This window comes from Bradyrhizobium sp. 6(2017) (assembly GCF_011058295.2).
GTDB lineage: Bacteria > Pseudomonadota > Alphaproteobacteria > Rhizobiales > Xanthobacteraceae > Bradyrhizobium > Bradyrhizobium septentrionale.
This window is the reverse complement of sequence record NZ_CP049289.2, coordinates 343,187-357,659: the sequence shown is the minus strand read 5'-3', so window position 1 is coordinate 357,659 and position 14,473 is coordinate 343,187. Positions and strand designations below refer to the sequence as shown.

General features: G+C 64.8%; 13 protein-coding genes and 1 tRNA gene. 4 read left to right on the top strand and 10 right to left on the bottom strand.

Annotation, left to right across the window (positions count from 1 at the left end):
* Positions 1–336 (bottom strand): DUF167 domain-containing protein, encoded by a 336-nt coding sequence (locus tag G6P99_RS01725; protein ID WP_165127089.1) that lies wholly within the window; start codon positions 334–336, stop codon positions 1–3.
* Positions 337–359: 23 nt separating this feature from the next.
* Positions 360–650 (bottom strand): YggT family protein, encoded by a 291-nt coding sequence (locus tag G6P99_RS01720; RefSeq protein WP_016847252.1) that lies wholly within the window; start codon positions 648–650, stop codon positions 360–362.
* A gap of 297 nt (positions 651–947) precedes the next feature.
* Between G6P99_RS01720 and G6P99_RS01715 the strand changes: the two genes are divergently transcribed.
* Positions 948–1,023: transfer RNA gene (locus G6P99_RS01715), tRNA-Ala, on the top strand.
* 120 nt (positions 1,024–1,143) lie between these two features.
* Here the strand turns inward: G6P99_RS01715 and G6P99_RS01710 are convergent.
* From G6P99_RS01710 to G6P99_RS01680, 7 genes are all read right to left on the bottom strand, one after another.
* A complete protein-coding gene (locus G6P99_RS01710) occupies positions 1,144–1,953 on the bottom strand; it encodes an enoyl-CoA hydratase (RefSeq protein WP_029081213.1) in 810 nt (269 codons plus the stop codon).
* 127 nt (positions 1,954–2,080) lie between these two features.
* Positions 2,081–2,908, bottom strand: a complete 828-nt coding sequence (locus tag G6P99_RS01705; RefSeq protein ID WP_029081212.1) for a glutamine amidotransferase — start codon at positions 2,906–2,908, stop codon at positions 2,081–2,083.
* A gap of 164 nt (positions 2,909–3,072) precedes the next feature.
* The gene (locus G6P99_RS01700) at positions 3,073–3,852 is read right to left on the bottom strand and encodes an SDR family NAD(P)-dependent oxidoreductase (RefSeq protein ID WP_029081211.1); all 780 of its coding nucleotides are present in this window, start codon (positions 3,850–3,852) and stop codon (positions 3,073–3,075) included.
* Between the two features lie 226 nt (positions 3,853–4,078).
* Complete coding sequence (locus tag G6P99_RS01695) at positions 4,079–4,582, bottom strand: TerB family tellurite resistance protein (RefSeq protein ID WP_029081210.1); 504 nt, start codon at positions 4,580–4,582, stop codon at positions 4,079–4,081.
* Between the two features lie 151 nt (positions 4,583–4,733).
* Positions 4,734–6,143 carry an adenylate/guanylate cyclase domain-containing protein gene (locus G6P99_RS01690; protein WP_029081209.1) on the bottom strand — a complete coding sequence of 470 codons (1,410 nt, stop codon included), beginning with the start codon at positions 6,141–6,143 and terminating at the stop codon, positions 4,734–4,736.
* Positions 6,144–6,184: 41 nt separating this feature from the next.
* Positions 6,185–7,570: a cytochrome P450 gene (locus G6P99_RS01685; protein WP_029081208.1), complete on the bottom strand. Its 1,386-nt coding sequence runs from the start codon at positions 7,568–7,570 to the stop codon at positions 6,185–6,187.
* An 82-nt stretch (positions 7,571–7,652) separates the two neighbouring features.
* Positions 7,653–9,014: a hydrolase gene (locus G6P99_RS01680; protein ID WP_165127087.1), complete on the bottom strand. Its 1,362-nt coding sequence runs from the start codon at positions 9,012–9,014 to the stop codon at positions 7,653–7,655.
* Positions 9,015–9,166: 152 nt separating this feature from the next.
* Here G6P99_RS01680 and G6P99_RS01675 point away from each other — a divergent pair, with 152 nt between their 5' ends.
* Complete coding sequence (locus G6P99_RS01675; protein ID WP_029081206.1) at positions 9,167–10,846, top strand: MFS transporter; 1,680 nt, start codon at positions 9,167–9,169, stop codon at positions 10,844–10,846.
* Between the two features lie 119 nt (positions 10,847–10,965).
* Here G6P99_RS01675 and G6P99_RS01670 read toward each other — a convergent pair whose 3' ends face one another.
* Positions 10,966–11,181 carry a cysteine rich repeat-containing protein gene (locus tag G6P99_RS01670; RefSeq protein WP_029081205.1) on the bottom strand — a complete coding sequence of 72 codons (216 nt, stop codon included), beginning with the start codon at positions 11,179–11,181 and terminating at the stop codon, positions 10,966–10,968.
* Between the two features lie 467 nt (positions 11,182–11,648).
* On the opposite strand from G6P99_RS01670, the gene G6P99_RS01665 reads away from it, so the two are divergent.
* Positions 11,649–12,710 carry a polysaccharide deacetylase family protein gene (locus G6P99_RS01665; RefSeq protein ID WP_165127085.1) on the top strand — a complete coding sequence of 354 codons (1,062 nt, stop codon included), beginning with the start codon at positions 11,649–11,651 and terminating at the stop codon, positions 12,708–12,710.
* A 461-nt stretch (positions 12,711–13,171) separates the two neighbouring features.
* Positions 13,172–14,035 (top strand): carbonic anhydrase, encoded by an 864-nt coding sequence (locus G6P99_RS01660; protein ID WP_051346277.1) that lies wholly within the window; start codon positions 13,172–13,174, stop codon positions 14,033–14,035.
* Positions 14,036–14,473: the final 438 nt, after the last annotated feature.

Here is a 14,473-nt window from a genome sequence, read left to right as displayed (position 1 = left end):
TTAGTCCTTCGTCTCCTGGTTCGGCGCGGCCGCCGTCAACTTCCGCAATGTTTCGCCAAGCCCTTTCGGGTCGCCGTCGACGGCCACCTGCTTCAGCCGCGAGGTGGCGCCGGACAACAGCTTCACCCGCGCCTTGGGCACGCCGAGCGCCTTGGCCAACAACTCGGTCACCGCGCGGTTGGCCTCGCCGCCTTCGGCAACGGCGCGCACCCTGACCTTCACCACCGAGCGGCCGTTGGCCAGCGTCTCGATCCCGTCGATGTCGTCGCGGCCGCCGCGCGGCGTCACGCGCAGAGCGATGCTGATGCCCTCGGTGGAATAGCGCCATGGATCCATCGGCAAGGGTCCATCGCCAAAAATCAGATCACGTTGGGATAGATGTAATAGGCGATCACCCGCTGGATGAACATGATGATCAGGATCACGATGATCGGCGAGATATCGAGCCCGCCCAGATTCGGCATCACGTTGCGAATCGGCCGCAGCACCGGCTCGGTGATCCGGTACAGGAACTCGGCCACCGCGGAGACGAACTGGTTGCGCGTGTTGACGACGTTGAACGCGACCAGCCAGGACAGGATGGCGGAGGCGATCAGCAGCCAGACATAGAGGTCGAGGATGATGATGACGATGTCGAGAACGGCGCGCATATGATGGGGGCTCGCGGGTGGGACGACCAATTGAGGCGCAACGAGACCGGACTGAGCCGCCATCGCGCTTCTTGTTTGAGCAGGATCTTTTCGGAAAACCGCTGCACACTTTGCGCTAGCGCGGCCCGCCGGGTCCGGATCATGCTCTAAATATCGGTTCATCCCCCCGCAAACAAGGGAAGTTCCCGGCGGGAAAGGCCGAAAACCGCTGTTTCAGCGTTCTTGACTTGGCCTTGGGCGGGACTGTAAATGGCGCCCGACTGACGGCCGGGATACTCAGCAACACCCGGCCGCAATGGGGCCATAGCTCAGCTGGGAGAGCGCGTCGTTCGCAATGACGAGGTCGGCGGTTCGATCCCGCCTGGCTCCACCACGCTTCGCCCTTCGGGCTAAGCGTGGCGCAGCCGCGCAGGAGCCTGAAGGGCGAAGCGTGGTGTCCGGCGAAGCCCAAAGGGCGAAGACGGACCGGTTCAGCAAGCCCAACCCCTCCCCCTCACGTCCCGGTAAACCGCGGCGGGCGCTTCTCCACAAAGCTCGCGACGCCTTCCCTGAAATCATTGCTCTTGAGCGCGATCTGCATCTCGCGGTTGGCCTCGATGGTGGCTTCAGCGAGCGTCTGGAACGGCACGTCATAGACCTGGCGCTTGATCACCGCGATCGCGCTCGGCGAGACGAAATCGGCGAGGTCGCGGGCATAGGCATAGGTTTCCTCGCGCAGCTTCTCCGGCGAAGAGAGCCGGTTGACGAGGCCGATGCGCAGCGCCTCCTCGGCCGACACGCGCCGCGCCGACATCAACAGATCGAGCGCGTTGGCGTGGCCGACGATGCGCGGCAGCATCCAGCTGATGCCGTGCTCGGCGATCAACCCGCGCCGCGCGAAGGCGGTGGTGAACACAGCGCTGTCGGCGGCGAAGCGCAAATCGCAATAGAGCGCGTGAACCAGGCCGATGCCGGCCGTGGCGCCGTTGAGCATCGCGATCACGGGCTTCTGGATCGCGGGGTAGTAGGCATAGCGCGTCTGCCAGTCGGCGCGCCGGTTCATGTCGAACGCAACGCCCTCGCCGCGCCTGACCTCGTTGGGATCGATCCCCTTCAACGCTTCCATGTCGGCGCCGGCGCAAAAGCCGCGGCCCGCGCCGGTCAGCACGATGACGCGAACATTGTCGTCATTGGCGGCAGCCTCCATCGCGTGGCGCACGTCGCGCTCCATGATCGCCGTCCACGCATTCATGCGGTCGGGGCGGTTCAGCGTGATGGTCGCGATCCTGTCGCTGACCTCATAGAGGATGTGTTCGTAGCTCACGGCGATCTCCCTTTGCTTGTTGTTATGTTCTGATGAGCTCGCGCGACCATGCGGCCGCGCGCTGCAGCCGTGGCAAGACTAGCACATCGGCGCAAATGAAAAGGCGGCGCGAAATTCCGCGCGGCGGCTATTCCGCGGCTTGCAGCATCACCGTCTGCGGTGTGTGCGCGATCCAGCCATCGATGAAATGCTTCAGCCAGGCGCGCTCGGCGGCATCGTGCACGGCGCGCTCAGTGAAGTGCAGATAGCCCGGTTGAGCGCCCGGCGAATCCATCCGCGCGCACCCGCGTGTGGTCCAGCGATGCATCATCGCGTAGGTCACGTCGGGATGGAATTGCAGGCCGAAGGCATGGCCGAACTGGAACGCCTGCACCGGGAAATCATCGCCCGCGGCGAGCAGGTCCGCGCCGACGGGCAATCGAAATCCTTCGCCATGCCAGTGATAGACGCGCGCCGGCCAGTCCGGGCACAACGCGCGGCCCGCCGCCGTCGGGCTGATCGGGTAATAGCCGACCTCGACCCGGCCTTGCGGATGCGGCGCGACGTCGGCGCCGAGCTGCCGCGCCAGCATTTGCGCGCCGAGGCAGATCCCGAGGAACGGGCGCCGCTCGCGCAGCGGAACGGCGATCCAGTCGATCTCGCGCCGCACATAGTCGTCGGGATCGTTGGCGCTCATCGGGCCACCGAAGATCACCGCGCCAGCATGCGCCTCGAGCGTGTCGGGCAGCGCGTCGCCGAAGCGCGGACGGCGGATATCGAGGGGGTAGCCCAGCGCGCGCAGTGCGTTGCCGATCCGGCCGGGAGTCGATGTCTCCCGATGCAGCACGATCAGCACGGGCCGCAGCGGCGCCTGATCCGAAGCCCGATCCGAAATCTGATCTTTCGGCGTGACCGCGGCCGGCCTTCGGCTCGCGAAGGGCACCACGACACGGCTTTGGTCAGACCGGAACGACATTGCCTCTGCTTTAAGATTTGGCCTCTGCTTGAAGATTCGGCAGGTAAGGCGCGATCATAGCTAAATGGTCGTTAACATCGTGTGAGTTTGCGCACACCCCTGCGAAGCAAATCGCGGGCCAGAAACACCCTTAACGGTGGCGGTTAGGAAACGGTTTGGGAAAGCTAACGCTTGCGCAGCTGGAAGCCGCCGACTGCAGTCAGGATGAAGGAGCGCGGAAACAGCCGGAGCAGGAACGGCACCAGCTTGATGAAGGCGCCGGGCAGCACGGCGCGCTTGTTGGCCATCAGGCCGCGATAGGCCTGGCTAGCGACCTCCGCCGGCGCAACGTTGAGGATGGCAGAATCGAATCCGGGGGCAAAGCCGGCGCGGTCCTGGAACTCGGACGGCACCGGACCCGGGCAAACCACGGTGACGCGCACGCCCTTCGGCGCCAGTTCACAGCGCAACGCCTCGGAAAACGACAGCACATAGGCCTTGCTGGCATAGTAAACCGCCATGCCGGGGCCCGGCAGGAATCCGGCGATCGAGCCGAGATTGAGGATGCCGCCGCGATTGCGGATCAGCTGGTCGGCAAAGCGCAGCGTCAGGTCGGTCAGCGCCCGGATGTTGACGTTGATGATATTGAGCTGTTCGGCACGGTCGCGCTCGACGGCAAGGCCGAACAGGCCGAAACCGGCATTATTGACCAGATATTCGACCTCGACGCCTGCCTCGGTCAGGGCCTGTGCGATCCGATCGCCCGCATCGGCCTGCTGCAGATCACAGGGGATCACGATCGGCGCCGTGCCGCCCTTGGCCCCGAGCTCGTCGGCGAGCGCCTTCAGGCGATCGGCGCGCCGCGCCACCAGCGCCACGCGGTGGCCATTTGATGCAAACACGCGCGCCAGTTCGGTGCCTATGCCCGCCGATGCCCCGGTTATCAGCGTCACACGCTCAGCCACGATCAAACTCTTACTGCAAATTCTAGTGAGGTCCCCAACAGGTCGACGAGAGCATAGGCATGCGGTGGGACGCAAGCCGTGTGTAAGCTTGTGGACAGCGGCTAGGCGCTGGTTTGGCGATGAAACGCCAGATTTTCAGTCGGATCGCCCGCAATCGCGGCGGACATTAAAGTTTCGTCATCCGCGACGCCGGAAACGAGCCTCCGCTTGCGCGCCGGCCATCGTGTCAGATTGCCGCGTCCGCGGTGCCCCAGGGGCCTTTTGGCAGCGCCGCCTGCTTCTCGGCGACCCGATGCTTGAGGTCGATGCGGTCGCGCGAGGAAATGCCGAGCAGATCGGCGGCGCGCCAGACCACATTGTCCTCGAACTCGCTGACCTGGCCGTCGGCATAGACCAGCTCCCACATCATCTCGACGATGCGCAGCCGTCCCTCCTCGTTCACCGAGCGCATGATCACGCTGGTAAAGTGATAGAGATCCACGGCTTCGCCCTCGACCCGCATGGCGGAGGCGATCAGCTTGTCGGCGGTGCCGGGATCGAGCTGAAACCGGCTCTCGATCAGGCTGTGCAGCTTGCGCTTTTCGGCCACCGTCGGTTCGCCGTCGAGCGAGACGACGTGCACCAGCAGCGCGGTCGCCGCCAGGCGATAATCGCCATCGCCGAAGCTGCGGTCAGCCTGTGCATCGGGGGAGACGATATCGGCAATGAATTGGCGTAGTCCGTCGAGCATCGCTCTCTCTGTGGAATGAAGCCTTTGAGCATGATCTATCCGGGTCATGCCCTGTTGAAATCTATATGGCGTGGAAACAGAACCGGCGCAATCGGCGCGGGCTCCCGCAGCGGCATTACGTTTCGGCAAGCATTACGTTTCAGCAATATGACTACGGTATCTCGTACACCACGAGCTTGTCGGCAATCCCGCGCAACGCCGCTTCCTTCTGGATCGGCTTGATCGCCTCGCGATCGAGAATGCCCGCGACCTCCGCCGATTCCATCACCGGCTGGGTCAGGTGGATTTCCTGCGACGTCGACAGGCTCTGCACCCGTGCCGCGATATTCACGGTCTGGCCGAAATAATCCTGCCGCTCGTTCAGCGTCACCGCGAGGCACGGCCCCTCATGGATGCCGATCTTGACGATCAGATCTTCCTTGCCGCGCTCGGTGTTGAGCTTCTTCATCGCGGCGCGCATGCGCAGGCCTGCCGACAGAGCGTGCTCGGGCCGGATGAAGGTCGCCATCACGGCGTCGCCGATGGTCTTCACGACCGCGCCGCGCTCGGAGGCGATGATCTCGAGCAGCGCGTGGAAATGCGCGCGCACCAGATCGAATGCGGCAAGATCGCCGACCCTCTCATAGAGCGCGGTCGAGCCCTTCAGATCAGTGAACAGGAAGGTCAGCGCGGTGATCTTCAGCCGCTGGTCGACCGTGAGATTGTCGGCCTTGAACACGTCGCGGAAGGTCTGGTTCGACAGCATCCGCTTCGCGGTCAGGATCGGCTTGCGCTTGCCGAGCAATTTGTGCAGCGGATCGCCCGCGATCCACACCGAGGGCAGCACGCGAACGTCAGTGTGATTCTCCAGCGAGAGCCGCAGCGGCCCCGGCCGCATCGTCGAGGTGCCGGTCGGCGCATGCGACTTGTTGAATGCGATCGAGTACTGCTGGCGCTCCGTGGTGGGTTCGCCCTCGACGGCAAAGAAGTGCGCCGAATGCGTCACCGGCTCGAACACGATGACGAATTCATTGGGCAGATTGAGCGACAGGATCGCCTTGTCGCCGGGCGGCAATTCGAGCCCCTCCAGCGTCACCTCGTTGATCAGGGTCGCCACCGCATTCTCGTCGAACTCGATCCCCGAACTCCAGAATATCTGCCGGAAATATTCCCAGATCGGCAGCGTGTTCGGCTCGTGCGCAGCAATGTGACGGACCCGCGGGCTGACGGTGAAGGCAACCTCGACCAGCTCGTCGACGGACGCCTCGTAACCGGCCGCGCAGAGCGCGCAATTATAGTCGTCATGGCGCAGCGACTTCAGCGTGGTGTGGGCATCGAGCACGCCGCCGCACCCCGGACACAGCACGTTCCAGCTCATGTCGAACAGGCCGAGCCGGGAGGCATGCAGGAAGCCGGAGATCACCTGCTCCTGGTCGAGCCCGGTGCGGCGCGAGAAATCCAGAACGTTGATGCGATTAAGCTCGCGATCATGGCCGTCCGCGATCAGCTGCTGCATGGCATCGACGACGGCCGGATCGGTCGTCTGCCTGAGGACTGCGAAATGGGCCTGCGTATCGCTCATGGTGAGCACCTAGGTGAGCATTGGGGCACGGCCGCGCAAGGTCAGCGCGGCTTGATCGTAAACACCGGGGAACGGTTCGGCTGCGTCGTCACCACGCCGATCGGAAGCACCGGATCGTTGTCCGCCAGCGCGACGCGGAACGCACCGATTAGCTTCGCAAGCGCGAGCGTCGCCTCGACCAGGGCGAAATGCGCGCCGATGCAAACCCGCGCACCGACCCCGAACGGCAGATAGGCGAAGCGATCGGGCGGCGTCTCCGTCATGAAACGCTGCGGCACGAACGCATTCGGCTCGCGCCACAATTTTTCATGCCGGTGCAACAGCCACGGCGCAATCAGGATCACGTCATGCTTCCTGACCGAACGGCCCGCGATGGTGTCGGGACCGCCTGCCGCGCGCGCGATCAAAAACGCCGGCGGATAGAGCCGCATGGTTTCGTCGACCACGGCGCGGGTGAATTTCAGCCGCTCGATGTCGAGCGCGCCCGACGTCGTCGCACTCCTGACTTCTGCTGCCAATTGCTCCTGGGTCTCGGGATCGAGCGCCAGCAGATAGAGCGCCCAGAACAGCGCGGTCGCGGTCGTCTCGTGGCCCGCCAGGATCATGGTGGCGACCTGGTCGCCGAGCTGGGCGTCGGTGAAGGCCTGGCCGGTTTCGGGATCGCGCGCGGCACCCATCAGGTCGAACAGGTCGCGGGCCGGCGCGTTGTTATCCTTGCCGGCGGCGCGGCGCTCGGCCATCAGCATGCCGACAAATGCCGTCCAGCGCTTGCGGAAACGGGCGCGCCGGAAATCCTGCGGGGTCGGCCAGCTCAGGGGCAACACCAGGTCGAGCATATGCGGCCGCGCCAGCGTGTCGCCATACTCCATCACGAAGTCGCGCAGAGCGGCACCATGGCGATCCATGCCGAACGAGAACATGGTGCGGCCGGCGATCTCCAGCGTCATGCGCTGCATCGCTTCGCGCAGGTCGACGGGACCGCCGCTCGCCGCATTCAGCTTGGCAACGGTCTCGTCGACTGCCGCGATCATGTAGGGAATGAGCGTCGTCACCGCGCGCGGCGTGAATGCCGGCGCCAGCGTGCGGCGCTGATGCTTCCACGCCCGGCCCTCGGCGATCAGCAGTCCCTCGCCCAGCATCGGACGTAGCACGCGCAGCCCGGCCGGCGTGCGGGTATAGTTCTCGTAATTGTCGACCAGCACGTGGCGGATCGCATCCGGCGTGTTGAGAATGAAGCTCGAGTGGCGGAGAAAGCGGCCCTGGACGATATCGTCCTCATAGGCGCGCTGACCCCAGGTCTCGATCGGCGAGTTGCGCATCACCCGCATGCGCTGGAGCGCGGTCATATCGGCGGGCGCGCGCGGTGGCGCCGGCGGGACCAGGGGCCGCCGCGTGACCGTGATGTCGTAGACCTCGGCTATGCTCATGGTCCTCGCTTCCTGCCTCACGCAACGGCCGATCCGGCCACGCGATCCCGGCGCCATGAAGGCGCGCGGACCTTCACCAGACCTAATAAGTCAGCTCGGCGACCGCAATGCGATTCTCCGATGCCGGCCAGGTCCGCATCACGATGCGCTCCTGGTTGAAGATCGCAGCCACCGGACGGCCGATATCGGCCGCGGCAAGCCGCAGCGTCGCCACCGAATCCGTCGGCACGCCGGGTTTGACATCGGCCGGCTCCTTGCCGTCGAACAGCACGATATCGCGCGGTAGCCCGAAATAGCCGCGCGGCCGCGACATCAGCACGATGGCGCCTGCGCCGGCATCGGCGGCGAGCTGCGGCCGCGCCGCCCGCAGATGCACGATCTCGGAGGAGCGCGGGAACGGCGAGCGATAGATGTGCGTCGTCACCGCATCAGGCGAGGTCAGCACGAATTCGAGCGGCCAGGACGGATCGACCTGCTCCGGACCCCAGCGGCCGTCGGCGCCGGTCTGCGAGCTGTGGAGCGGGCCGCCCCTGCGTTCGCCGGTCTCCGCCGACACGTGATAGATGTCGACCGTGGCACCCTTTACCGGCCGGTTGGTCTGCACGCCGCCGGGCGTGCCCGTGACGAGGCCGCTTAGCCGCACCGCCGTCTCCGGCATGATCTCGATCTGCGACGGCTCGTGCCCTGCGATGAACCGGTAGATCTCGCGAAACGCACGCAGATGAAACCCGGTCTCGCGATGGTCCACCGCGCCGAGCACCAGGTTGGTCGCGCCTTTCAGCGCCGGGCCTTCCGCCGTGACATTGGTCGGCGTGCCTGGCTTGCCGACGAAGCGGCCGTCGGCTTGGGCATATTTGTCGAGGCCGTCGCTGCGCAAGGTCAGGAATGCGGTGCCAACAGTCACTTCGCTTTCGCCGTCGTTCAGCCCGCGCAGGAACGGACCGCGTCCATTGAACTCGTTGCCGAGATCGTCATCCCACGCATACAGACCGTGATTGGGCGTGCCGCACAGCACCGCATGGCTGATGTCGCCGCCACCACCGTTCTTGATGTAGTTGCGGATCGCATTGCCGCCGCGGGAATTGCCGACCAGCGCGATGCGCGCGGCGCCGCTTGTCTGTTTCAGTTCCTTCACCGCCTCGGCGAGTTCGCGGCGCTGGTCCTCGGTCGAGGAGCGGTTGGCCTGCTCGACCTTGTCGTCGGTGCGCGCCAGCGGGTCGGTGAAATTGAGCGCAACCAGGCGCTCGCGCGGCACGCCGTTCGTCTCCATCCGCCAGAGCGTCGTCATCCAGAGCGCCGCGTGATCGCCATTGCCGTGCACGAACAGGATCGGCGGGATGTCGCCGGCGGGCGCCGGCTGCGCCAGAGCCGGGGCGGCAAGCCGGCCCGCCAGCAGGGACAGCGCGCCGGCTCCTTGCAGAATTCTCCGCCGCGACAGCGCCATTGATTCCCCTTCCCCAAGCCTTTCAGTACTTTAGCTGTGCCCTACGCCCGCCAAGGATACCGTAATTGCTGGACAGGACACGCGTTTCGCGGGCATCAGTTGATGCTGCCGGAATCATTCAACAAGCTATAGCAGGCCAAGCGGAACCGGATATGACCGAAGCGCGGAAGCGTCCCGACAGTATCACTGCACCGTTGCGGCATTCAATCTTCAGGCGAATCTGGCTGGCCAGCCTGCTCTCCAATCTCGGCATCCTGATCCAGGGCGTCGGCGCCGCCTGGGCGATGACGCAGATGAGTTCGGAGGCCGACAAGGTCGCGCTGGTGCAGACCGCGCTGATGCTGCCGGTGATGCTGATCTCGATGCCGGCCGGCGCCATCGCCGACATGCATGACCGCCGCATCGTCGCGCTGGTGTCGCTGGCGATCGCGCTGACCGGCGCAACCACGCTGACGGTGCTGGCCTGGCTCAATCTGGTGACGCCGAACATCCTGCTCGCGCTGTGCTTCGTGGTCGGCAGCGGCATGGCGCTGTTCGGCCCGGCCTGGCAATCCTCGGTCAGCGAGCAGGTGCCGTCGGAGACGCTGCCCGCCGCTGTTGCGCTGAACGGCATCAGCTACAACATCGCGCGCAGCTTTGGTCCCGCGATCGGCGGCATCGTGGTGGCCTCCGCAGGTGCGGTCGCGGCCTTCGCCGCCAATGCCGTGCTGTATCTGCCGCTACTCGTCGTGCTGTTCATGTGGAATCGCGTCAGCGAGCCGTCGCGGCTGCCGCGCGAACGGCTGAACCGGGCGATCGTCTCCGGCGTGCGTTACATCACCAATTCGCCGTCGATCAGGATCGTGCTGACCCGCACCATGGTGACCGGCATCATCGGCGGCTCGGTCTCGGCGCTGATGCCGCTGGTCGCGCGCGACCTGCTGCATGGCGGCGCGCAGACCTACGGCATCATGCTCGGCGCCTTCGGGATGGGCGCCGTGATCGGCGCGCTCAACATCAGCGAGATCCGCAGCCGGCTCAGCGGCGAAGCCGCGATTCGCGCCTGTGCGCTGTCGATGGGTGCTGCGATCGCCGCGGTCGCGATCAGCAAGGAGCCCGTGATCACGGCCGCCGCGCTGGTGGTTGCCGGTGCGGCGTGGATGCTCGCGGTCGCGCTGTTCAATATCGGCGTGCAGCTCTCGGCGCCGCGCTGGGTCGCCGGCCGTTCGCTGGCGGCCTTTCAGGCCGCGATCGCCGGCGGCATCGCGATCGGAAGCTGGGGCTGGGGACGGATCACGGATTTGGGCGGCGTCGAGATGGCGCTCTTGATCTCCGCCGGCCTGATGCTGCTGTCGCCGCTGCTCGGCCTCTGGCTGCGAATGCCACCGATTGGCGCGCGTAACGAGGATGCGACGGAAGCGCTGGCCGATCCCGAGGTGCGGCTGCAACTCTCCGGACGCAGCGGGCCGCTGGTGGTCGAGATCGAATACCGGGTGGCGCAGGAGAACGCCCGCGCCTTCCACAATGTGATGCAGGATGTGCAACTCAGCCGCCAGCGCAATGGCGCCTATGGCTGGTCGATCGCGCGCGACATCGCCGATCCCGAATTGTGGACCGAGCGCTATCATTGCCCGACCTGGCTCGATTTCCTGCGCCAGCGCAACCGCGCCACCCAGATCGAGCGCGAACTGCACCAGAAGGCGGCCGACTTCCACATCGGCGCCGAGCCGGTCCGCGTGCGCCGGATGCTGGAGCGTCCGTTCGGATCGGTGCGCTGGAAGGACGAGACCCCGGACCGCGCCGCCAAGGAGGTGATCCCGGTGGTCGCGACCGCGGCGGGAAGTAGCACGTAACGTTGATGCTGTCGTTCCGGGATGCGCGGAGCGCAGACCTCAGGTGCGCAACTGCGCACCGGGGAACCTCGTCATTCCGGGTTCATGCTCCGCATGCCCCGGAATGACGATAGTGCAGGCTACTGCCCGTTATCGGCGAGCGTCTGCTGGCAGGCCTTGCTCAGGCGGCTGCGATGCTCCTTCAGGCAGGCCAGCACGACCTGATCGCCCTCGCTGAGATGGGCGCGGCAGAACCGCGAGGCATCGCGTGAGCAGGCGTCACGCCCCTGCTGCTGTGCCGAGGCTGCCGACGTCAACAGAACCAGCGGAACGACGGCGAACAGAAATCGGGTCATCTCTCAAAGCCTCTACAAAAGCGTTTTCGAGCGAAGCCTGTCCCGCACTTGATGCGGGATGGGTACCGGTTCGCGTAAAGAAAACGCGTCAATACAAGAATCTGGAGCCCCGTTCCGATTCGATCGGAACGGACAAAGGCTCCAGCGAATGCGACGCTGGTCTATAGCGTTTCAGTGCCGCGGAGAAGCTTGAAACGGCGTAGCGCGCCGGTTCCGCTGGAGGCGGCAGCCCGGAGACGGCCTGCGTCTCGTCGCCGCAGGCCTGCCCGCTGCGATGCGGCGCCAATCACCCGGCGGCCGCCCTGCGCTCCTGCATGGTCAAGAATCGCTCCCAGCTGAGCGGCGGCTGGGTAAAGCGCGCTTTTTCTTGCCGTTCCGGTGCCGTGTTGGGATCGCGTTAAGACCTTGTTGGCATTAATCGCTCGTTACGGCTGTGGCGTATCCCGAGTTCCGAGAGAGTGTTAGCGATGCGTAGTGCGTTGGGCCTGATGCTGGCCAGTGTTGTAGCGGCGATCGTGATCGCCGGTGTGTGGTTCTGGACCTCCTCCCCGCGTGCCGACGCGGCTCCTCCGCAAACCACGGCCGCAGCCAAGGCCGAGCCGCTTCCGGCGGCGGCGAAACAGGCCGCCAGGGACGATGTCGAGACGACCGCGGCACTGTCGAAGCGCGCCGATGCCACCCAGGCGGCAGCCCCGGCCGCGGCCCCCGCACCGGCGCCGATGCCGGCTCCCGTCGCGGCCGCGCCCAAATGCGCCAATCCCGATGCGCTCGGCATCAGCCGCACCGTCGTGGTCGATACCAATGGCGGCCCGGGCTTCGGCTTCCTGCAGTACAAGCAGTACGACTTCCTGACCGACAAGGAGGTCGTGCTGACCTTCGACGACGGTCCGTGGCCGACCACGCCCGCCGTGCTCAAGGCGCTGGCGGATGAATGCACCAAGGCGGTGTTCTTCCCGATCGGCCTGCACACCACCTATCACCCGGATATCCTCCGCCAGGTCGCCGCCGCCGGCCACACCATAGGCGCCCACACCTGGTCGCATGCGCATCTGGCGAGCAAGAAGCTCACCGAGCAGCAGGCCAAGGACGAGATCGAGAAGGGATTTAGCGCGGTGAAGCTGGCGCTGGGCGCCAACCCCGCCCCGTTCTTCCGTTTCCCGGCGCTGGCGCATACGCCGGCGACGACAGCCTATCTCGGCACCCGCAACATCGCGATGTTCTCCGTCGACGTCGACTCCAACGACTTCAAGTCCAAGAGCTCCGACGAGGTCATCAACAACGTGATGACCAAGCTCGACAAGGAGCACAAGGGCATCATCCTGATGCACGATCTGCAGAAGCACACCGCGCAGGCGCTGCCGACGCTGCTGCGCAAGCTGAAGGCAGGCGGCTACAAGGTGGTCTGGATGAAGGCCAAGACCCAACTCGAGACGCTGCCCGAATACGACGCGATGATGGTGAAGAACGAGAAGGTGCCGACCGCGGCGAGCCGCCCGGTGGGCAACGTCGTGCAGACGGTGAACGAATAACGCAGCGAACACGCTCAACGCAAAGCGCCCCTGGATCCGATCCAGAGGCGCTTTCGCTTTCTGATCGCAGCCACCTTCTGCTGGTCCGCCACGGCCGGACGACGTTGAGCGCTTATGCGCCTTCGAGAGTGGCACCATCACGCCCGGTGGCTGCGGCTCCCACCAAAATATCGAAAACAACCCCATGCAAAGTAGCTGGCGGGTGCCGGCGCTCGACAAGGCAACTTGACCCGTCGGGCAAATCAGGGGCATTCTTCCAATATTCCGAAATCGCGCGCCGCAGCAACGCCACCACCTCGGCGACGTCATGGACAGGGTAATATCTGCCGTCCCCGCCTTGCAGCAGTGTTGATCTGGATCAACGGCGGCTTTCCAATGGATCGCTCAATAGGATTGCAGGCTCCGTTCGTTGTCCAAATCGCATTTGCTTGCCTGAATATTCCCAGCCCAGCGCGGCTATCATGAAGACCTTCGATATCACCTATCGCTATAGCAGCGACGATGGCTCGATCAGGCCGACCCCGCCCGACAGTAAAGCGGCTTTGCTCCGTCTGGAGCAGGGCAACAAAAGCTTCGCCACACTCCTTGACCACGATGAGGAAGCGGGCGGGGTACAGCAGATCATCCCGGTCGATCTGCGTGACCTGGGGGTGCTGGCTGACAGCGCTGTACCGAAGCAAAGACCGTTCGCAGCCGTGCTCGGCTGCTCCGACGCCCGTGTCCCCGTTGAACTCATTTTCAATGAAGGGCCCAATGATCTCTTCGTGGTCCGCGTCGCGGGCAACGGCCTCGGAATAGAGGTGCTTGGAAGCCTCAAATACGCCGTCGAGAACCTTGGCGGCAGCCTCAAACTCATCGTCGTCCTCGGCCACAGCGGATGCGGCGCGCTCACGACAGCCGTCGATGTATTCCTGAATCCGCGTGAATACTTGCCGCTCGCGACCAAGCGTTCGCTCCGCAGCATTCTCGACGGTGCGCTGGTCGTGGTCCAGGCTTCCGAGAGAAAGCTGGTCGCCGCGTTCGGGCCAACTGTCGTGCACCACCCTGGATATCGAAAAGCCCTGATTGAGACGTCTGTCGTCACCAACGCCGCGCTGGCGGCTTACTCGATCCAGGAAGAACTGAGGACCAACGCCTACACCGGGATCGAAGCGGTTTACGGCGTCTATCTTCTGGAGAGTCGCGCGATATGGGCTCCCCGTTCCGGTGATGCCGACGGGATGGGGCTGGCGGCGGCACCTCGGGATCTTGCAGCGTTCGTGGATCTCGGCGACGCCATTGTGCAATCGCGGCGCATTGAAGCGCTTGTCAACGCGAAAGAATGATCGGAGGCGTCTTCCGTTCCCGGTCCGAACCAGATCAAGCCCTTGCCGGGAGACTAGCCGCGTCGGGCCCAGGATTTTGTGAGATGCATCACGCCGGCAGGACAGTCGCTGCCAACGGGTTGGCATGGTCCAGTCGGATTGTTGGAACTTGGTCCTATCGGTGGGTCCGTATCGCTGTACGGTCATGCGCCTTGAGACATGGTCTCGGCGCAACGCCGTTTGCCCGTGCACGCCAGCGTTTAGAGCACTAGAGCCTTTTCCGTTCCGATGGAATCGGAACGGGGCTCTAGATTCTTGTTTTGACGCGTTTTCTTTACGCGAACCGGTAGCCACTTCGCTCGAAAACGCTCTAGCTGTGCGCCGCGCATCCGATGATGACCCGGGAATAGATTCGTCGGTTTGGCCCTCTCCTTCGCACGATGCCTGAACTCTGGAGAA